Source organism: Kribbella sp. NPDC104740 (genome assembly GCF_055583505.1).
The window spans coordinates 645,243-664,703 of record NZ_JBVJNV010000003.1; the positions used below are offsets into that span (position 1 = coordinate 645,243).

The following is a 19,461-nucleotide window of genomic DNA, read 5'->3' on the forward strand; positions in this document are numbered from 1 at the left end:
CGCGTCTTCAAGAGTGTGCCAGACGGGTGGTTACGCGAAGTCTGCTGCGACCAGCCGCTCGCGGACCCGGTCGAGCTGTTCGAAGGTCAGGCCGGCGGAGGTGAGGAAGCCGGGGACGTCGATCGAGCCGAGGAAGCCGACCAGGTCGGCGCAGGCCTGGGCGCAGTGCTGGTCGAGGGTCTGGTCGGGGAGCGGGCGGTCGTCGGCGCTCGCTGCATAGCTGCGGAGGGCCAGTTCGTAGTCGTCGAGGATGTCAGCGACCGGCGTACCGGCCAAGCTGAGGAGCATGGCCGTGATCATTCCGGTGCGGTCGCAGCCGGCTCGGCAGTGGATGACGATGCCGCCGGGTGCGGCGTCGGCGAGGCGGGCGAAGACCGCGGTGACCAGGCCGGGCCAGCGGTGCAGGACGGCGTTGTAGTACGCCGGGGTGTTCAGCCGCTCGCCCCACTCGGCCATGAAGGCGGCGTCGGACTGGTCCTCGACCGGGTGGTGGTGGACCTCGACGCCGGGGATGTCCCGTACGGCGAGCCGCTCGTCGGCGTTGCGGAGGTCGACGATCGTGCGGACCCCGGCCGCGAGCAGCGCGTCGCGGCCGGCCTCGGTCAGCGCGTCGGGGTGCGCGGAGCGGAACACCCGCCCGTACTGGATCGGGCCCCCGGTGGCCGGCAGGCCACCGAGGTCACGGGCGTTGACGGCGCCGTCCCAGACCAGTTCACGCTCGGCGTTGGAGGCACCGTCCCACGCGAGCTCGGCGGCGCCGCCCTCCCCCGCGAGCTCGCGCCCGGCGCCGCCCCACTCCGGTTCCGGCAAGAGGATCAGCCCAGCGCGGCCGGCAGCGTCGCGGTCCACGCGGCGTGCAGGTCGGTCAGCGCGATCTCGAACTGGTCCTGGACGTCCAGGGTGTCGCCGGTGATGACGCCGATCTTCGCGTGCGGGAAACGCCGCGCGGTGCACATGTCGGTGAACCGCACCTCCTCGGTCCGCGGTACGGCGACCACCGCACGCCCGGCCGACTCGGCGAACAGGAACAGGAACGGGTCCAGCCCGTCCGGCGCCCAGACCCGCGCGCCGACGCCGCCACGGATGGCGGACTCGACCAGCGTCTGCGCGACACCGCCGTCGCTGACGTCGTGCGCCGCGTCGATCAGCCCGTCGCGGGACGCGTTGATCAGGATGTCGGCGAGCTGCTGCTCGGCGGCCAGGTCGACGGCCGGCGGGCGGCCACCGAGGTGACCGTGCACGACGTGCGCCCACTCGGAGCCGGACAGCTCCTCCTCGGTCTCGCCGAGCAGGTAGAGCTGGTGGCCCTCCATCTCGGCGGTGAAGCCGATCGGCGTACGGCGGGTGACGTCGTCGATGACCCCCAGGACGCCGACCACCGGCGTCGGCAGGATCGGGGTCTCACCGGTCTGGTTGTAGAACGACACGTTGCCGCCGGTGACCGGGATGCCGAGCTCGACGCAGCCGTCGACCAGCCCGCGGATCGCCTCGGAGAACTGCCACATCACGGCCGGGTCCTCGGGCGAGCCGAAGTTCAGGCAGTCGGTGACCGCGGCCGGGCGGGCGCCGGTGGTGGCGACGTTGCGGTACGACTCGGCCAGCGCCAGCTTGGCGCCGGTGTACGGGTCGAGCTTGGCGAAGCGGCCGTTGCAGTCGGTGGAGACCGCGACGCCCAGGCCGCTGGTCTCGTCGACCCGGATCATGCCGCTGTCCTCGGGCTGCGCGAGCACCGAGTTGCCGAGCACGTAGCGGTCGTACTGGTCGGTCACCCAGGACTTGTCGCACAGGTTCGGCGAGGCGATCAGCTTGAGCAGGGTGTCCCGCAGCTCCTCGCCGGTGATTGCCCGCGGCAACTTCTCGGCGCCGTCGGCCTGCAGCTCGTCCTGCCAGGACGGGCGCTCGTACGGGCGCTCGTAGACCGGGCCGTCGTGGGCGACGGTCCGCGGCGGGACGTCGACGACGCGCTCGCCGTGCCAGTCGATCTGCAGCAGCCCGGTGTCGGTGACCTCACCGATCACGTCGGCCTGAACGTCCCACTTGGCGCAGATCTCCAGGAAGCGCTCGACGTTGGCGGGCGTGACGACCGCCATCATCCGCTCCTGCGACTCGCTCATCAGGATCTCTTCGGGCGCCAGCGACGCGTCGCGCAGCGGCACCTTGTCCAGCGAGACGTGCATGCCGCCGTCGCCCGCGCTGGCCAGCTCCGAGGTCGCGCAGGACAGTCCGGCGCCGCCGAGGTCCTGGATGCCCTCGACGATCCGGGCCGCGAACAGCTCCAGCGTGCACTCGATCAGCAGCTTCTCCATGAACGGGTCGCCGACCTGCACCGCGGGGCGCTTGGTCGGGCCGCCGTCGGCGAAGGTCTCCGACGCGAGCACCGAGACGCCGCCGATGCCGTCGCCGCCGGTCTTCGCGCCGTACAGGATGATCTGGTTGCCGATCCCGGTCGCGTTGGCGAGGTGCAGGTCCTCGTGCTTCATCACGCCGACGCAGAGCGCGTTGACCAGCGGGTTGCCCAGGTACGTCGAGTCGAAGACGACCTCGCCGCCGATGTTCGGCAGGCCGAGGCTGTTGCCGTAGCCGCCGACGCCGGAGACGATGCCGGGCAGCACGCGCTTGGTGTCCGGCGCGTCCAGCGGGCCGAAGCGCAGCGGGTCCATCACCGCGACCGGGCGGGCGCCCATCGCCAGGATGTCGCGGACGATGCCGCCGACACCGGTCGCGGCGCCCTGGTACGGCTCGACGTACGACGGGTGGTTGTGCGACTCGACCTTGAAGGTGACCGCGTAGCCCTCACCGATGTCGATCACGCCGGCGTTCTCGCCGATGCCCGCGAGCATCTTGCCCGCCGGGGTCTCCTGCGGGATATCGCCGAACTTCTTCAGGTGCACCTTCGACGACTTGTACGAGCAGTGCTCGCTCCACATCACCGAGTACATCGCCAGCTCGCAGCTGGTCGGGCGCCGGCCGAGGATGTCCCGGATCCGCTGGTACTCGTCCGGCTTGAGGCCGAGCTCCGCCCACGGCTGCTCGACGTCCGGCGTACTGGTCGCGTTGCTCACGGTGTCGGTGGACACGATTCTTCAATGCTCCTGAACTAGGTGGGACTCGGGAGAAACGGTAGCTGGCTTCGGCGCGGCGACCAGGTGGGCCACCAGCAGCGGGACGGCGAAGCCGGTCATGATCGCGGGCAGGGCGACGCCCGCGTCGTTCAGCAGCATGCCGACCAGACCACAGGTCGACAGCGCGAGCAGGGTGGGCCGGATCATCGCCCGGCTGGGGTAGAACTCCCGGTACGACGCCGACGGCACCCGGTCGGGCAGCACGGTGGCCAGCATCGCGAGGATCACCGCGACCAGCATCGCCCAGCCGGCCGGGCCGGAGAAGAACGCGACCGCCATCTCCAGCTTGCGGATCAGCACGTCGGCGACGTCACCGTCGAGCAGCCGGGCCACGAACGCCCCGAAGTGGCTGCGCTGGTCCTCGGGCCGCAGGTAGTCCAGGAACGCCACCGCCGACACCGCCAGTACGCCGGCCACGCCGATGCCGATCAGAGCGCGCAGCGTGATTCCGCCACGCCAGGTCAGCCATGCCATCAGCAGGACGGCCGGCGTCAGCGCGATGATGCCGCCGAAGTCCGTCCCCCAGCCGGGTTTGCCGTCGACGACGATCGCGGCGCCGCCGATCGCGAGCACGGCCAGCGCGGCCTGGACGCGGCTGCGGTCGATCAGCTTCTGCGCGGCCACCCCGGCGACCACGAGCGCGGCGACCGCCAGCGTCGCGAACGTCGAGTTGCCGAAACCGTAGAACCGGCCGCCGATCACCGGACCGTCGGCGAACATGCTGCCGAACTGCAGCGGCGTCCCGAGGACACCGTCGACCAGGAGGATCAGGTACGCCGCCAGCGCGATCCCGACGTACGCGTTGCGGCCGAGCAGCAGCTTGGCGGCGGCCGCGAAGCCCGCGCTGATCGCGATCACCACGGCGTACAGGGACAGGCCGGGCGACGGCCAGCGCCACCAGAGCGTGACCGTGGACAGGAAGACCGCGATGAAGAAGCCGCCCTGGGTGAGCAGCGCGAACGAGAACGCGCTGCGCGAACGCTTGCTGCGGGTGAACCAGAACCAGGCCAGCGCGATCAGCTCGGCCGCGAGGATCGTCATCGCGACGGCGACCAGGATCGGCCGCGGCTGGTCGAAGCGCTCGTTGGTGTCCATCCGCTCGTCGATCACCGCGGCCGCATCGGTGTGTACGTCGCCGGAGGCGCGGATCTCGTTGCCGTCGAGCGGGCCGGCCTTCTCCTCGCCTGCCGGGTCGATCGACTTGGCCTCGCCGCGCAGGATCGTCGCGGTCAGGTCGGTCAGCTGGATCAGGCCGGGGCGGCGGGTCGAGTCACTGGTCAGCCAGCGGGTGCCGTCGTCCGGTGGCAGCTGCAGCACCGGGAGGGTCTCCTGGTGCGCCCACTCGATCTCCTGGCTGATGCCGGCCAGGACCACCCAGCCGTCGGCCGCGCGGGCCTGGGCGACCAGGTCGGCGACCTTCTTGCGGGCCTCCGCGCGGCCCTCGCGGATCGGCATCGCGCCGGCGTCGACGACCGCGTCACCGCAGGCGCTGCTCGCCAGCTTGGTCGCGTCGAAGGTGGGCTGCCAGTTGCCGACCGTGCCGTCGGTGCGCGCGACGGCGAGCGCGGCGCCCTGGCCGAAGCCGCAGACGTTCGCCCGGCTCTCGCCGAGGCGGCCCAGCGGTGCGCCGGTGTGGTGCTCGGCCTGGCGGTCGACGTACGTCTGCCAGCCCTGCACCCTGCCGCCGGCGACCTCCGGGAGGTCACCGCAGGACGCGTCGGGGACGCTCCCCCAGGCGCGGCTCCCGGCGCTCAGCGTCAGCCAGCCGTCCACCGGGCAGGTGTGCGGGCCGGCGGTCTTCACCGAGATCGACCCGACGTTCGACTGGTTCACCAGCGCGGTCAGCTCGGGCGAGGCTTTCACGTCGTTCCAGGTCAGACCCGGTACGCCGATGACCACCACCTTCGCGGCCAACTCTTCCCGCGCCTGCGGCGCGGGAAGAGTGGAGGGAAGGGAGGGCCCGGTCGCCCCGACGGCAAGCGGCTGCGCCGCTGCCGGGACGGTGGCGAGGGTTGCGACCGCCGCGGCCAGGAACAGGGTGCGGGCAGAAGTGCGCCGCACCCGGGAGAGCTTCATCAGGAGGCGACGACGGCTTTCAGGACCGAGGTGAAGAAGCCGAGGCCGTCGGTGCTCGGGCCGGTCAGGGTCTCGACGCAGTGCTCGGGGTGCGGCATCAGGCCGACCACGTTGCCGCGCTCGTTGGTGATGCCGGCGATGTCGCGGTACGAGCCGTTCGGGTTGCCCAGGTAGCGGGCGACCACCCGGCCCTCGCCCTCGAGCCGGTCCAGGGTGGCCTCGTCGGCGACGAAGGAGCCGTCCTGGTTCTTCAGCACGATGGTGATCTCGTGGTTCGCGTCGTAGTCGCTGGTCCACGCGGTCCGGTTGTTCTCGATCCGCAGGCCCTGGTCCTTGCAGATGAACTTGCGGTGGTGGTTCTTGATCAGCGCGCCGGGCAGCAGGTGCGACTCGCAGAGCACCTGGAAGCCGTTGCAGATGCCGAGCACCGGCATCCCCTGGCCGGCCTTCTCGATGATCGTGTCCATCACCGGCGCGAACCGGGAGATGGCACCGGCGCGCAGGTAGTCGCCGTACGAGAAGCCGCCGGGCAGGACCACCGCGTCGACCCCGTGCAGGTCGGCGTCGCCGTGCCACAGCGCGACCGCCTCGGCCCCGGCGACCGCGGCCGCGCGGCGCGCGTCCACGTCGTCCAGCGAGCCGGGGAAGGTGACGACCCCGATCTTCATCGGTCGCCCTCGACGTGCAGCGTGTAGTCCTCGATCACCGGGTTGGCCAGCAGGGTGTCCGCGGCCTTCCGGATCTCCGCGACCCGCTCCTCGGTCGCCTCGCCCTCGAGGGTGATCTCGAAGCGCTTGCCCTGACGCACGTCGGCCACGCCGTCGAAGCCGAGCCGGCCGAACGCGCCGTGCACCGCCTTGCCCTGCGGGTCGAGGATCTCGGGCTTGAGCATGACGTCGACGACAACGCGAGCCACTGACTACTCCTGGTTTCGATCCGGGGTGACGCCCGAATCCTACCGACCGGAGCCCAGAACCCAGCATCCGGCAGGCGTACGGCGGACTATTCACTCAGTACATACACGGAGTGTATAGTCGAGCGCATGGCGACCGCGGAGCTGGTTCTGGGACTGCTGTCCCACGCCCCGGCGCACGGGTACGACGTCAAGCGCGGCCACGACGCGTGGTTCCCCGACGGCCGGCCGCTGGCCTTCGGGCAGGTCTACACGACGCTGGCCCGGCTGGAGCGCGACGGTCTGGTCGAGATGGTCGAGAAGACCTCCGGCGGCGGCCCGGACCGGACCGTCTACGCGATCACCGAGAAGGGCCGCAAGCACCTCGACGACTGGCTCGCCGACCCGGTCCCGCCCGCCTGGGGCACGGCCGACGAGATGATCCGCAAGCTGGTCACCGCGCTGCGCACCGGCGGCGACGCGACCACGTTCCTGGCCCGGCAGCGGGCCGGTCACCTGCGCCGGATCCGCGAGTTGCAGGAACTGACACCGGCCCAGGACGACCCGACGACCAACCTGGTGCGTTCCTACCTCGTCACACATCTCGACGCCGACCTGCGCTGGCTCGACCAGGCGCTGGAGCGACTCACCGACGACAAGGAGGCCAGCCGATGACGCCCCCACCGGCCCTTCAGCTCACCGACCTCGAGTACGCGTACCGCCGGAACGTGGCGCTGCGCGGAGTGAGTGTCACCGTCGGCCCCGGCGAGGTGGTCGCCGTGACCGGCGCCAGCGGCTGCGGGAAGTCCACGCTGCTGCACTGCGCGGCCGGCATCCTCCGGCCGGACTCCGGGTCCGTCCAGGTCGCCGGCCAGGACCTGTCCATGCTGGCCGAGCAGGACCGGTCCGCACTGCGCCGTACGAGCATCGGCATCGTGCTGCAGTTCGGCCAGCTCGTGCCTGACCTGTCGCTGGCCGACAACGTGGCGCTGCCGCTGCTGCTCGGCGGAGCCCGGCGGGAGACTGCCCGGGCCGCCGCGGTCGAGTGGCTCGGCCGGGTGGGGATCGCCGACGAGGCGGACGCCGTACCGGCTCAGCTGTCCGGCGGGCAGACCCAGCGGGCAGCGATCGCCCGGGCGCTGATCACCGACCCCTCCGTCGTACTGGCGGACGAGCCGACGGGCAGTGTGGACAGCCAGGCCGGTCAGGACCTGCTCAAGGTGCTGCTGCAGTCCACCCGGGATCGCGGCGCCGCGCTGGTGATGGTCACCCACGACAACCTGCTGGCCGCCTCCGCCGACCGGGAGATCCGGCTCCGCGACGGCAAGATCCAGCACGAGGTGACCCTGCGATGAGCCTCCCGCTGAGCACCACCCTCCACCTGGCCAGGACCCGTACGCCGGCCGACCGCAGCCGCGTCCGGCTGGCCACCGTGGCCCTGGCGTTCAGCGGCGCCCTGGTCCTCAACGCGATCCACGTGATGGGGATGGGCCCCGGCGACCTCGACAGCGGCGTCTACAGCAACTACATCGCCGAGGTCGGCCTCCGCTCCGGGCTCGGCGCCATCCTGATCGTGCTCGCCGTCCTGTCCGGCGGCCTGGCCACCCAGGCGCTCCGGATCGGCACCGCCGCGCGGGAGCAGCGGATGAGCGCGCTACAGCTCGCCGGCGCCTCCAGGTCCCAGGTACGCCGCCTGTCGATGGCCGACGCCGGTCTGGTCGGCCTGGCCGCCGGCCTGCTGGCCGGGCCGCTGTACGTGCTGCTCACCGGCGTCTTCAGCCAGCTGCCCCGGATGGCCAGGCTCTTTCCGGGCGTCGGCGCGTGGGACTTCCTGGCCTGGCTCTTCATCGTCGGGCTGCTCACGCTGGGCGGCGTACTGATCGGCTTCGTCCTGCACCGGAGCCGGCCCTCGTCGGCAGCGCCGCGGTCCGCACGGGGCTGGCTGGTGATCGGCCTGGCGCTCCTGGGCGCAGGAGGCGGTCTCAGCGAGATGATCGGCTACTTCGGCGCGGCGATCACGATCGTCGGGCTGGGAATCCTCTGGTGGGCCGGCGCTGCCGCCGTCAGCCGGGCCGTCGGCCGCCGCCTGATGCGGTCGGGCGACCCGGTCAGGCTGCTCACCGGCGCTCGCCTGGTCGCGGACGCCCGGCCCGCTGCCCGGATGGCCACGCTGCTGTTCTGCTGCGGCTTTCTGCTCGGGGCGCTGGCGAACTCGCTGCGCGCGGTGATGTACGACCGGCCGGAGTGGTACGACCAGCAGTTCTACATCACCGGGTTCGGCCTGAGCATGCTCGGCGTGCTGCTGATCGCGGTCATCGCCCTGGCGGCCTTCACCGTCGGGATGGCGGACCAGCTGGTCAGCCAGCGCCGCCAGCTCGCCTCGCTGACCGCCCTCGGTGTCGACAACCGACTGCTGCGCCGGGTCATCCACCGCGAGCTGGTGACGACGGCCGGACCGACGCTGTGCGCGGGGCTGGCTGCGGGTGGCCTGATCGGCCTGGCCCAGCTGATCGGTAACCCGAACGACGACAGCGGTCCGGTCAGCTCCAGACTGTTCGTCGTACTGGCGTTGCTCGTCGCCGGCTGGGCAGTCGCCACGGCCGGTGCCGCGCTCGCCGGTTTCCTGCTGCGCAACCAGCTACGGGACGCACTCGATCCCGAGAATCTGAGGGCCGCTTGATGAGCACCACCCAGATCCCCCGGCCGGCCTCGGTCGAGCTCCTGCTCGGTCTGCCGAACCAGATCACGCTGGTCCGCACCCTGGTCGCGATGACGGTGGCGACGATCGCCTTCGTCACCGGCGACTTCGGCTGGCTGGTGGCCGGCTACCTGACCTACTGGCTGGGTGACTCGCTCGACGGCGGTGTCGCGCGGTACCTGAAGCAGGAGACGGTCGTCGGTGCGGTCTTCGACATCGTCTGCGACCGGGCCAGCTCGTTCCTGCTGGCCGCGGCGTTCATGACGACCTACCCCGACACGGTCGGGCCGCTGGCCATCTACCTGGTCCAGTTCGGTGTGCTGGACACGATGCTGTCGCTGTCCTTCCTGCTCTGGAAGGAGACGCTGAGCCCGAACTACTTCTACAAGGTCGACCAGCCGATCTACGTCTGGAACTGGTCGAAACCGGCCAAGGCGGTGAACACCGGCGCGGTCGTGGTCTCGCTGGTGATCGACCACCTGCTGCACGTGCCCTGGCTGCCGTACTGCGTCGCGGCCGCGGCCGCCGCGGTCAAGATCGCCTCGCTCACCCGGCTGGTCGGGATCCTGCGCGGCCGGCGCGACGCCGTACCGGCGGTGCGATGACCACTGTCAAGCACCCTGGGACCCCGGTGGGGTGGGTCCCTGGTTCGTCCCCGGTGTGGAGCTGGGTCCCGTGACGGCCCTGCTGAGTGCGCATAGCCTCGGAGTCATGTGGGTGTGGCAACTGGTGCTGGCGATCGGCTTCGGGATCGGGTCCGCCGTCGTCCCGGTGCTGAACGCCGAGGCGTACGTGCTGGGCGTCGGGGTGTCCGGCGCGCTGAACCCTGTCGTCGCGGCGGTCGGCGTCTCGATCGGGCAGACGATCGGCAAGGTCGCGATGTTCCTGGCCGTCCGGCACCGGCCGGGCTACACCGGGCGGAAGAAGTCGAAGGAGCCCAAGGCCGTCGACCTGGACACCCGCTGGGGGCGGTTCGTGCAGTGGAACCGCGATCTCAGCAAGCGGCTGCTGGACGCGCTGAGCGACCGCAGGTGGGGCGTCCCGGTGACGTTGCTCAGCGCATCGGTCGGCGTCCCTCCGCTGTACGGCGTCGCGCTGATCGCGGGCGCGAGCCGGATGGGCGTGGTCACGTTCGCGCTGTCGGTCCTGACCGGGCGGGCGGCGCGGTTCGTGCTGCTGGCTCTCGGCGTCGGCTTGTTCTGACGCCGAGAGCCCGGCGGTGGATCAGGCGCAGCGGTAGCTCGCGGCAACCTTCGGGTCGCCGTGCCCGGCGTACCGGGGCAGCTTCGGGTAGGCGCAGAGGTCGCGCCCGGTGCTGCCGTCAGCCGTTGCCGCGGGCAACGTGGTCGGGGCCTTGCCGTGCTCGACCCACTGGACCAGCGAGGCGAGCGGGTCGGTCGGCGCCGGTCCGGCACCCGGGCCGCAGTGGACGGCGCCCGGCGCGAGGAAGAGCCGGTAGAAGCTGTCGACGTTGCCGCCGACCGTCCGCTCGACGCGCTTGCGGTAGTCGACCGAGCCCTGCGCTGTGATCAGCTGGTCGTCGAGCCCGTGCCAGGCGAGCAGCTTGCCGCCCGACTTCTTGTACGCCGACAGATCCGGGTCGTCGGTCCCGATCACGGCGTTGTAGCGCAGCTCCGACTGCAGGAACAGCTTGACGAAGTCGGCGTACCGCACGGTCTTGGTGTCGAAGCCCGGGTTCTGCTTCAGGAAGTACTTGACCCAGGCGTCGCCGACGACGAACGGCGCACCGAGCGGCGCGGCCGGCTGGTCGGGCGGGGTCGGCAGCAGCCCGGCGAACGTCGTACCGCGGGTCAGGCCGTACCAGAGACCCTTCGGGCCCTCCCAGATCCGGCGCACGATCCGGGCGTCGGCGGCGGTGATCGTCACCTGCTCGCCGTAGCACTCCACCTTCTGGCCGATCAGGCTTTCCGGCCCCCACGTGCACTTGGACGGCTCGGCGATGACGCCGTCACGAACGCCGTCCTTGGTGTCGCAGGCCTTGATCGCGGCGGCGTTGAACGCCTCCAGCTCGCAGCTGGTCGGCGCGTGCTTCTCCTGGTTGACGACAACCGCAGGCCAGACCGCCGAGGGCGCCCAGCGGCCCCAGTTGATCGCGGCCGAGGCAGCGAGGATGCCGTCGAAGTCGCCGGGGTAGCGCTGCGCCTCCGAGTAGCCCTGGCGGCCGCCGGTCGAGCAGCCGTTCCAGTACGCATAGTTGGCCGCGCGGCCGTAGTACGCCTTGGTGACGGCCTTGCCGACGACGGCGAGCTCGTGCGGCGAGCGGTACGCGAAGTTCTTCAGCAGCGTCTGGTCGACCTTGCCCTGCGCGGTCAGCGCCCAGGCCGGGTCGATCGGCGACGGGCCGACACCGGCGTCCGTGGTCGCGGCGGCGTACCCGGCCTTGACCGCCTTCACCGAGGCGTCACCGATCACGTCACCGGCGGCGTACGCGCTGCCGCCGAGCGCCTGGAAGCGCTGATTCCACCCCTGCTCGGGCAGCAGCGTCGTCACCTTCACGTGGTCGCTGCCGTGCGTCAGCGTCACCGTGACCTCGCAGTACGCCGGTACGCCGTCCACCGGCGGCGTCGGCGGGAACGGCGGGTTCGACGGGAACGTCACCGTGCCGCCGGGCTTGGCCACGGCCACCACCGACTCCACCCGGGCGCCGGCCGGCGGCTGCACCGCGACCGGCGTACAGGTGGTTGCTGCGGGTGCGGCCGGGGCCGCTGAACTGGCCGGCACCAGCACCGACACCGGCACCACCCCCGCCGCCAGAATCATCACTAGTCGTCTCATGGCCCCGATCGAAACAAGGCCGCGGGTGGGGAAACAGGGACGAGTTGTCCCGTGATCCAGGCCACACCCACCGACTCGACGTCACCTGTTGAACCGGTTACTCTGATCCTCGTGGACCGGTCCGTGCTCGCCGACTTCCTGCGCAGCCGTCGCGAGGCGCTGCAGCCGGAGGACGTCGGGCTGCCGCGGGCCCACCGCCGGCGGCGCGCGACCGGGCTGCGCCGCGAGGAGGTCGCCGCGCTGGCCGGGATGTCGACCGACTACTACAGCCGGATCGAGCAGCAGCGCGGGCCGCACCCGTCGGAGCAGCTGCTCGCGGCGATCGCGACCGGGCTGCGACTGACCCAGCCCGAGCGTGACCACCTCTACCGGATCGCGGGCTACGCGGCGCCGCTGGAGGTCGCGGATCACGGCCGACTGTCGCCCGGCGTACGGCGGGTGTTCGAGCAGCTCGACAGCTCACCGGCCGAGGTGGTCAACCACCTGACCGAGAAGATCGTGCAGAACCGGCTGTCGAGCATCCTGTTCGGCGACCAGACCCGGTACGCCGGGTTGCGGCGGGCGATGGCGTACCGCTGGTTCACCGACCCTTGTGCCGAGCGGGCACCGTTCCCGGCCGAGGACCACGCGCGGCACTCGCGCACGATCGTGGCGCACCTGCTGCTGGCGCACACGCAGAACAGGTCCGAGCCGCGCCTGGCCGCGCTGATCGGATCGTTGCTGCACACCAGCGCCGAGTTCACCGAGCTCTGGCACGAGCACCCGGTGACCGAGAACGACCCGGAGCCGCTGCTGGTCCGGCACGCGGAGGTGGGCGACGTCCACCTCTACCGCGAGACGCTGCACAGCCCGGACCGCACCCAGCACCTGATCGTCTACACCACCGAGCCCGGCAGCGAGAGCGAGGAGAAGCTGCGCTTCCTCTCCGTCCTGCGGTACGAACTGATCTAGAACTTGCGGCCGGTCAGGCGCTCGTAGGCGTCGACGTACGCCGAACGCGTGCGCTCGATGACCTCGTCCGACAGCGGCGGCGGCGCCTCGCCCGAGTGCCGGTCCCAGCCGGACTCGAACTGCAGCCAGTCCCGCACGATCTGCTTGTCGTACGACGGCTGCTGCTGACCCGGCGCCCACTGGTCGGCCGGCCAGAACCGGCTCGAGTCCGGCGTCAGGACCTCGTCGGCGAGCACGATCGTGCCGTCCGCGCGGGCACCGAACTCGAACTTGGTGTCGGCCAGGATGATGCCCTGGCGCTCGGCCATCGCGTGCGCCTGGCCGTAGATCTCCAGCGTCAGGTCGCGCAGCCGGCCGGCGATGTCGGCGCCGACCGTCGCCACCACCGCGTCGTACGAGACGTTCTCGTCGTGCTCACCGAGCTCGGCCTTGGTGGCCGGGGTGAAGATCGGCTCCTCCAGGCGGGAGCCCTCGACCAGGCCCGCGCTCAGCGGGATGCCGCAGACCTCGCCGGTGGCGTTGTAGTCGAGCAGCCCGGAGCCGCTCAGGTACCCGCGGGCGACGCACTCGACCGGGAACATGTCGAGCTTCTCGCAGACCACCGCACGCCCCGCGACCTCGGCCGGTACGTCGGTCGAGACGATGTGATTCGGCACCCCGAGCTGCTCGAACCACCACAGGCTCATCGCGGTGAGCACCTTGCCCTTGTCCGGGATCGGCGTCTCCAGGATCCAGTCGAACGCGCTCATCCGGTCGCTCGCGACCATCAGCAGGTGGCCGGACTCGAGCTCGTACAGGTCACGCACCTTGCCCGAGTGCAGGTGCTTGGCGCCGGGGATCTCAACAGCCTGCGGAAGTGTGGTCACATCGAGGATTCTCCCACTGCCCGCTTCCGGGCCCGCACCCCGGCCAGTTTGCCGCCCAGGGTGATCGCGCCGTCGCGGATCCCGCAGAGCAGGCCGCTGTCGAGCTGGCCCACCCGGCCGATCGCGCGGGAGACGCGCACGAGCTTGGTCGCGGCGGGGCGCCGCTCGGCGTCGTAGGCCGCAAAATTCTTCAAGTGTTTGGGGAGAGCGGCGACATCTTCGATCGCCGTACAGGCTCCTCGGCCGAGGTTCGGTGTCATCGCATGTGCGGCATCCCCGAGCAGCACGACATTGCCTCGTACGAACGGAACGAGCGGCAACCGCAGGTCGTAGATGTCGTTCTGCAACACCTCATTTGTTGCCTCTAGCAACTTAGGAATCGGGTCGTGCCAACTCCCGAAGCCCGCCCAGACATCCGCCCCCACCACGCCTGCCGGACGATTCTCCGTCGCGTACCAGTAGTACCGCCCGTCGATCAGCCGCGCGAACCCGAACCGCCGGCCCCGCCCCCAGGTCTCCCCACCGCCGTCGTCGACCTCGACGTCGGCGATCCCCCGGTACGCCGCGTAGCCCGAGTACCGCGGACCGCCGTACGACGGATACAGCGCACTTCGCACGACGCTCCTCAGCCCATCGGCCGCCACGATCAGATCGGCCCGGAACTCCTCATCCCCCGCCCGCACAGCCCCGTCGACGACCCCATCGACCGTCACGCCCGTCCGCACACTCACCCCGTCGCCGAACTTGCCGGTGATCAACTCGTGCAGCCGCGCCCGGTGGATCATCACCGGCACCTCCACCCCGAGCGCCTCGGCCCGCAGCACCCACCGCCCGTCCGGCCGCCGCATCCCCGCCGGCGCCGACTCCACCGCCGCCTTCTCGACCCCCTCGACCCCGAGCTCCTCCAGCGCCTTCACCGCCGACGGCCACACCGAGATCCCGGCTCCCACCTCGCCCAGCTCCGCCGCCCGCTCCAGCACCGTCACCCGCAGACCCGCCCGCTCCAGCCCGAGCGCGGCCGCCACCCCGCCGATCCCCGCCCCCACCACAATCGCTGTCCTCATGTTTCGGACTCTACATCTGTAGAGTTTGTTTGGATAGAGTGTGCGCGTGCCCTCCACCCCACCCCGCGGCGACGACCGCCGGGCCGCCATCGCCGACGCCGCCATCCACTTGGTCGCCACCCGAGGCCTGCGCGGACTCACCCACCGGGCGGTCGACACCGAGGCGGGCTTGCCACCCGGGTCGACGTCGTACTACCTGCGCACCCGGGACGCGCTGCTCACCGCATGCGTGAGCCGGATGCTCGAACGCGACCTCGCCGCTCAACCGCCGGCCGGCCAGGCGGGCGCGGCACCGGCCAGCTCCGCCGGCCCGGCCGGCGAGCAGGTCGCGGGGCTGCTGACCCAGATGATGCTGGGCCTGGTCCGAGATCGCTCCGAGGACCAGCTCGCGCGCTACGAGCTCTCCCTCGAAGCCAGCCGGCGGCCGGAGCTCCTCGACGCGATCACCCAGGGCGGCCGCGTCCTGCGCGAGCACCTCGCGGGCATCCTCGGCGGGCTCGGCATCCGCGAGCCCGAGCAGGCGGCCTGGCCGTGCGCGGCGATGCTCGACGGCCTGCTCTGGGACCGCGTCGCAGGCGCCGGTCGGACCCTCGCGGACGACGCCTGGGAGCTCTCTGTACGCCGTGCGGTCGCCGCCCTGCTCGCCGGCTTCAGCACGGACTGACGGACGACATGCGCAGGTCTGCGAAGCCAACACTTCGTCTCTGACCTGGGAGTCACCACCACTTTCCGCCTGTGGGGGTCCCGGTGTCAGCCGAAGACGCTGGTCCGGGCGCGGCGCGATCCCGCGGCCGCTGGCTACAACCGATCGGTGAGGACGACGAACGTGAAATAGGCGCTGCCTATCACCACGCCGAGATGGCCGAGCAAGGACAGGCCGGCGCCGGATCCCCACGCGTCGGCGGCCTTGTCCTCGGAGTGTCGTCCGCCGCTGGGCAGCCAGCGGGCCAGCAGCAACAACCCGATCAGTGCCAGCAACCACCAGCCGGCCAGCGCGCCGAGGGCGATCACGCGACGCGTGGTGACCAGGGCAACGACCCAGGCGATCAGGGTGAGCACGCCGACGACCGTGTGCAGCCGCAGCAGCGCCGCCGAGTAGCCCGCGACGCCGCTGGAGCGGTTCTGCTCGCCCGCGCTCTCACCACCGAGCCGGATCCGCGTCAGCAGTACGACGACAGCGCCCAGACCGGTCAGGAACCAGGTGACGTTCGACCATTCCACGAATCGATCCTTACCCCACCTGACGCCGTACGGAACACCAGGCGTGTCGGGATTCGCATTCAGGCTCCGTTGCTGGTCAAGTCGTACACGGTGGTGCTGCCGATGGTCTGGGCCTCGAAGTTCTGCTCGACCCAGGTGGAGATCTCGCTGGAGGTCCCACCGCGGCCGCCGAAGCCTCCGCCACCGCTTCCGACGAAGTAGTGGACCTTGCCCTGGGCAACCAATTCCTGGAACTCGGCGAGCGACGGCGCCGGGTCGGTCCCGTTGAAGCCGCCGATCGCCATCACCGGGACCTCCGCGGCGATCTGAACCGGCGCGGCACCGTTCGCGGTGACAGCGGCCGCGGCCCAGGTGTAGCCCTCGGCGCCCTGCTGCAGGAAGGTGATCAGCTCGCTGGAGACTCCGCTGGTGCCACCGCCTCCGAGGAAGCCACCCGCGCCGCCCCCGCCTCGGGCCGTTCCACCGCCCGGCCCGCCGGTCGCTCCTCCAGGCTGCCCGGCGGAGGGTGCTCCGGGCTGCCCGCCGGTTGCTGCACCGGGCTGCCCGCCCATTCCCCCGCCACGCGGACCGCCCATCCCTCCACCAGGCGGTCCTCCCATTCGGCCACCGAAGCCTGCAGTGCTAGCCGGCCCCGCCGAAGGCAGGGCCCCCGCGTGCGCCTCACTGATCGTCGTCACCGAGTACGCCGTCGGCCCGGCCAACGCCGTCAGAACCAGCAACACCCCCGCGACGGCCCCGCTCCGCTGCACCCTCAGCTCCGGCAGCACCAGTACGGCGCCCGCCGCCGCCACCCCACCAAGCAGCACCAGCCACCGCAACCACGGCAGGTAGTCCGAAGACGCCGACAGCAACGAGTAGCTCCACCCCGCCGTCAGCAACACCCCACCAGCGAGCACCGCCCGCGGCAGCCACGCCGACCGTCGCCGCCACAGCACCATCGCCGCCGCCCCGACCAGCGCCGCGATCGCCGGCGCGAGCGCGACCATGTAGTAGCTGTGGATGATCCCCTGCATGTAGCTGAACACCAGCCCGGTCACCACCAGCCAGCCGCCCCACAGGATCGCGAACGCCCGCGTCCGGTCGGTCCGCGCCGAGCGCCCGGCCGCGACCACCAGCACCACCGTCGCAATCAGTGCCGCAGGCAACAACCACGCGATCTGCCCGGCGAACTCGCCACCGAACAACCGCTGCAGGCCCGTCGCCCCACCCCAGCCGGGGTTCCCGATCCCGCCGCCGACCGATCCGGCCTCGTCGCCGGTCAGCCGGCCGAGCCCGTTGTAGCCCAGCGTCAGTTCGAGAATGCTGTTCGTCTGCGACCCACCGACGTACGGGCGGGCGGATGCGGGCAGCAGCTCGACGATCGCGATCCACCAGCCGGCCCCGGCGATCATCGTGCCGAGGGCAACGAAGCTGTGGGCGATCCGCTTCCCCAGCGCGGGCCGCCCGGCGACCAGGTACGCCAGCCCGAACGCGGGCAGCACCAGAAAGGCCTGCAGCATCTTCGTCAGGAACCCGAACCCGACCAGCAATCCGGCCAGCGCCATCCACCGCCCGGCGTACCGGACGGAGTCGATCGCCCGAGTCACCGCCCATGCCCCCGCGACGAGCAACAGCACCAGCAACGCATCCGGGTTGTTGAACCGGAACATCAGCACCGCGACCGGCGTCAGCGCGAGGATCGCGCCCGCCAGCAGCGCGGCGTACGGCGAGAACCAGCGGCGCACCGCCGCGTAGACCAGCCCGACGCTCGCGACGCCCATCAGCGCCTGTGGGATCAGCATGCTCCAGACCCCGAAGCCGAAGATCCGGCCCGACAGCCCCATCACCCACAGCGACGCGGGCGTCTTGTCCACGGTGATGAAGCTCGCGGAGTCGAACGACCCGAAGAACCAGGCCTTCCAGCTCGTCGACCCGGCCTGCACCGCGGCCGCGTAGTACTCGTTGGCGTAGCCGTTCTTCGACAGGCCCCACAGGTAGGCGATCGCGGTCAGGACCAGCAGGCCGCCGTACAGGGTCTTCTCACGGCTGATCGGGTACGACGCCGCCAGCGTCACCCGTCTCGGTTCGGTCAGGGTGCTCATCAGTGGCTCCGGGCGTTGTCGAGGATTTCCAGGGTGGGCAGAACGGGTGCCTCGTCGTCGAAGACCCAGTTCTGGAAGAGGCTGAAGCGGACGATCGTGGCCGCGAGGTTGGCGATCGTCAGCACGGTCACCTCGATCGCTGTCGCCGGTACGGCGACCGCCGTGTGCAGCAGCCACAGCGACGACGCGGTCAGGCTCCAGCCGATGAAGAAGGTGACGAGGCCGCGCAACTGGTGCCGGCCGCGGCGATCGAGCCCGCGGACGCCGAAGGTGACGCGGCGGTTGAGCGCGGTGTTGCCGACGGCGGTGATCAGCAGCGCGAGCAGGTTCGCGGCCTGGGCGGGCATCGTGTGCCGCAGCAGCAGGTAGAGCACGGCGTACGCGATCGTGCTCAGGACGCCGACGGCCGCGAACCGGAGGACCCGGGCGGCGAGCGCCGTCCGGGGGTCAGCGACCGCGGGGCGGCCGTACGTACGGCGTACGGGCTCCAGCGGGAGCCGATCGGCGGTGCGGTGCAGCCGGGCGATCCCCCGCAGATCGTCCGCCACCGTCTGCGCGATCGCGACCCGGGAGTCGAGGTCGTCGACCCAGTCGACCGGGACCTCGTGGATCCGCAGCCCGGCCCGCTCGGCCAGCACCAGCAGCTCGGTGTCGAAGAACCAGCCGGTGTCCTCGACCATCGGCAGCAGCGCCTCGGCGACGTCGCGGCGGATCGCCTTGAAACCGCACTGCGCGTCGGAGAAGCGCGTCCCCAGTGTTGCCTTGAGCAACAGGTTGTAGCCGCGCGAGATCAGCTCGCGCTTCGGTCGCCGGACCACCCGGGAACCGCGGGCCAGCCGGGTCCCGATCGCCACGTCGCTGTGGCCGGCCAGCAGCGGTGCGACCAAGGGGAGCAGGGCGTTCAGGTTGGTGGACAGATCGACGTCCAGGTACGCCAGGACGTCGGCGTCGCTGCCGGACCAGACCTGCTTCAGCGCCCGGCCGCGACCGGGCTGCTCGATCCGGACGATCCGGACCCCGGGCAGCTCGGTGGCGAGCAGGGTGCCGATCTCGAAGGTGGCGTCGGTGCTGCCGTTGTCGGCGATGCAGACCTCGGCCGGAAACGGAAAGGCGGCGTCCAGGAAGTCCCGGAGCCGCCGGACGTTCGGGGCGAGGTCGTACTCCTCGTTGCGCACGGGGACGACGATCTCGACCCGCGGATGACCTTGGTTCTGCATGCCTCCCAGGCTGTCCGGCCAACCTGTGCCGGTCCCTGGCCGCGGCTGGGAACTTCCTGGGAGTTGCTACGCCGTACGGCGGAGCCAGAGCAGGCCGAGGATCGGGAGGACGAGCGGGACGAAGCCGTACCCCTGGCCGAAGTGGGACCAGACGGTCGCGTCGGGGAAGTCGTCGGGGACGGCGTAGCTGAAGGCGCCGATGCCGACGACGCCGATCAGCTCGATGACGATCGCGATGGTCGCGATCCGGCGGGAGAAGTTCGTTGCCTTGGCCAGTGCGAAGGTCGCCAGGCAGTAGATGATCGCGGCAACGGCCGACAGCACGTAGGCGATCGGGGCGCGGTCGAACTGGTTGATGATCTGGAAGACCGCGCGGCCGGTCGCGGACAGCGCGAACACGCCGTACACGAGGATGAGGATCCGGCCCGGGCCGTGCCGGGTTGCCGCCGGGTCCGCGGCCTGCTCGGCGTCGCCCAT

General features: G+C 71.2%; 19 protein-coding genes. 7 read left to right on the plus strand and 12 right to left on the minus strand.

What is annotated here, in order from left to right:
- Window positions 1-30: 30 nt before the first annotated feature.
- From ACZ6Z4_RS19210 to purS, 5 genes are read right to left on the minus strand one after another with little or no spacing between them, the layout of a single operon-like run.
- Window positions 31-849, minus strand: coding sequence for a tyrosine-protein phosphatase (locus tag ACZ6Z4_RS19210; protein WP_465565708.1), 819 nt, complete (start codon window positions 847-849; stop codon window positions 31-33).
- Entirely contained in the window at window positions 816-3,077 is a 2,262-nt protein-coding gene (gene purL, locus ACZ6Z4_RS19215; protein ID WP_465565711.1) for a phosphoribosylformylglycinamidine synthase subunit PurL, read from the minus strand. Before purL ends, ACZ6Z4_RS19210 begins: the two co-directional genes overlap by 34 nt.
- Before the next feature lie 6 nt (window positions 3,078-3,083).
- Window positions 3,084-5,183 (minus strand): hypothetical protein, encoded by a 2,100-nt coding sequence (locus tag ACZ6Z4_RS19220; protein ID WP_465565714.1) that lies wholly within the window; start codon window positions 5,181-5,183, stop codon window positions 3,084-3,086.
- Window positions 5,184-5,197: 14 nt separating this feature from the next.
- A complete protein-coding gene (purQ, locus tag ACZ6Z4_RS19225) occupies window positions 5,198-5,866 on the minus strand; it encodes a phosphoribosylformylglycinamidine synthase subunit PurQ (protein ID WP_465565717.1) in 669 nt (222 codons plus the stop codon).
- Window positions 5,863-6,114, minus strand: a complete 252-nt coding sequence (gene purS, locus ACZ6Z4_RS19230; RefSeq protein WP_344182620.1) for a phosphoribosylformylglycinamidine synthase subunit PurS — start codon at window positions 6,112-6,114, stop codon at window positions 5,863-5,865. The genes purQ and purS overlap by 4 nt, the downstream gene beginning before the upstream one ends.
- A 126-nt stretch (window positions 6,115-6,240) precedes the next feature.
- On the opposite strand from purS, the gene ACZ6Z4_RS19235 reads away from it, so the two are divergent.
- The 5 genes from ACZ6Z4_RS19235 (at window position 6,241) to ACZ6Z4_RS19255 (ending at window position 9,991) form a co-directional block, all read left to right on the plus strand.
- A complete protein-coding gene (locus ACZ6Z4_RS19235) occupies window positions 6,241-6,765 on the plus strand; it encodes a PadR family transcriptional regulator (protein ID WP_465565720.1) in 525 nt (174 codons plus the stop codon).
- On the plus strand, window positions 6,762-7,445 hold the full coding sequence (locus tag ACZ6Z4_RS19240; protein WP_465565723.1) for an ABC transporter ATP-binding protein: 684 nt from the start codon (window positions 6,762-6,764) through the stop codon (window positions 7,443-7,445). Before ACZ6Z4_RS19235 ends, ACZ6Z4_RS19240 begins: the two co-directional genes overlap by 4 nt.
- The gene (locus ACZ6Z4_RS19245) at window positions 7,442-8,770 is read left to right on the plus strand and encodes an FtsX-like permease family protein (RefSeq protein ID WP_465565726.1); all 1,329 of its coding nucleotides are present in this window, start codon (window positions 7,442-7,444) and stop codon (window positions 8,768-8,770) included. Before ACZ6Z4_RS19240 ends, ACZ6Z4_RS19245 begins: the two co-directional genes overlap by 4 nt.
- Entirely contained in the window at window positions 8,770-9,393 is a 624-nt protein-coding gene (locus ACZ6Z4_RS19250) for a CDP-alcohol phosphatidyltransferase family protein (protein WP_465565729.1), read from the plus strand. The genes ACZ6Z4_RS19245 and ACZ6Z4_RS19250 overlap by 1 nt, the downstream gene beginning before the upstream one ends.
- A gap of 106 nt (window positions 9,394-9,499) precedes the next feature.
- The gene (locus ACZ6Z4_RS19255; RefSeq protein ID WP_363669643.1) at window positions 9,500-9,991 is read left to right on the plus strand and encodes a hypothetical protein; all 492 of its coding nucleotides are present in this window, start codon (window positions 9,500-9,502) and stop codon (window positions 9,989-9,991) included.
- Between the two features lie 21 nt (window positions 9,992-10,012).
- Here ACZ6Z4_RS19255 and ACZ6Z4_RS19260 read toward each other — a convergent pair whose 3' ends face one another.
- Window positions 10,013-11,584, minus strand: a complete 1,572-nt coding sequence (locus ACZ6Z4_RS19260; RefSeq protein WP_465565734.1) for a tannase/feruloyl esterase family alpha/beta hydrolase — start codon at window positions 11,582-11,584, stop codon at window positions 10,013-10,015.
- A gap of 111 nt (window positions 11,585-11,695) precedes the next feature.
- Between ACZ6Z4_RS19260 and ACZ6Z4_RS19265 the strand changes: the two genes are divergently transcribed.
- A complete protein-coding gene (locus ACZ6Z4_RS19265; RefSeq protein ID WP_465565737.1) occupies window positions 11,696-12,535 on the plus strand; it encodes a helix-turn-helix transcriptional regulator in 840 nt (279 codons plus the stop codon).
- Here the strand turns inward: ACZ6Z4_RS19265 and ACZ6Z4_RS19270 are convergent.
- Complete coding sequence (locus tag ACZ6Z4_RS19270; protein WP_465565741.1) at window positions 12,532-13,401, minus strand: phosphoribosylaminoimidazolesuccinocarboxamide synthase; 870 nt, start codon at window positions 13,399-13,401, stop codon at window positions 12,532-12,534. The two genes, ACZ6Z4_RS19265 and ACZ6Z4_RS19270, sit on opposite strands and share 4 nt — an antisense overlap.
- Window positions 13,398-14,465, minus strand: a complete 1,068-nt coding sequence (locus ACZ6Z4_RS19275; protein WP_465565744.1) for an FAD-dependent monooxygenase — start codon at window positions 14,463-14,465, stop codon at window positions 13,398-13,400. Before ACZ6Z4_RS19275 ends, ACZ6Z4_RS19270 begins: the two co-directional genes overlap by 4 nt.
- Window positions 14,466-14,511: 46 nt before the next feature.
- On the opposite strand from ACZ6Z4_RS19275, the gene ACZ6Z4_RS19280 reads away from it, so the two are divergent.
- Window positions 14,512-15,129, plus strand: a complete 618-nt coding sequence (locus ACZ6Z4_RS19280; protein ID WP_465565748.1) for a TetR/AcrR family transcriptional regulator — start codon at window positions 14,512-14,514, stop codon at window positions 15,127-15,129.
- Between the two features lie 134 nt (window positions 15,130-15,263).
- On the opposite strand, the gene ACZ6Z4_RS19285 is transcribed toward ACZ6Z4_RS19280, so the two are convergent.
- From ACZ6Z4_RS19285 to ACZ6Z4_RS19300, 4 genes are all read right to left on the minus strand, one after another.
- Window positions 15,264-15,686, minus strand: a complete 423-nt coding sequence (locus ACZ6Z4_RS19285) for a hypothetical protein (RefSeq protein ID WP_465565751.1) — start codon at window positions 15,684-15,686, stop codon at window positions 15,264-15,266.
- Between the two features lie 59 nt (window positions 15,687-15,745).
- Window positions 15,746-17,767, minus strand: a complete 2,022-nt coding sequence (locus ACZ6Z4_RS19290; protein ID WP_465565755.1) for an ArnT family glycosyltransferase — start codon at window positions 17,765-17,767, stop codon at window positions 15,746-15,748.
- On the minus strand, window positions 17,767-18,984 hold the full coding sequence (locus tag ACZ6Z4_RS19295) for a bifunctional glycosyltransferase family 2/GtrA family protein (protein WP_465565758.1): 1,218 nt from the start codon (window positions 18,982-18,984) through the stop codon (window positions 17,767-17,769). The genes ACZ6Z4_RS19290 and ACZ6Z4_RS19295 overlap by 1 nt, the downstream gene beginning before the upstream one ends.
- A gap of 66 nt (window positions 18,985-19,050) precedes the next feature.
- Window positions 19,051-19,461, minus strand: coding sequence for a hypothetical protein (locus ACZ6Z4_RS19300; RefSeq protein WP_465565760.1), 411 nt, complete (start codon window positions 19,459-19,461; stop codon window positions 19,051-19,053).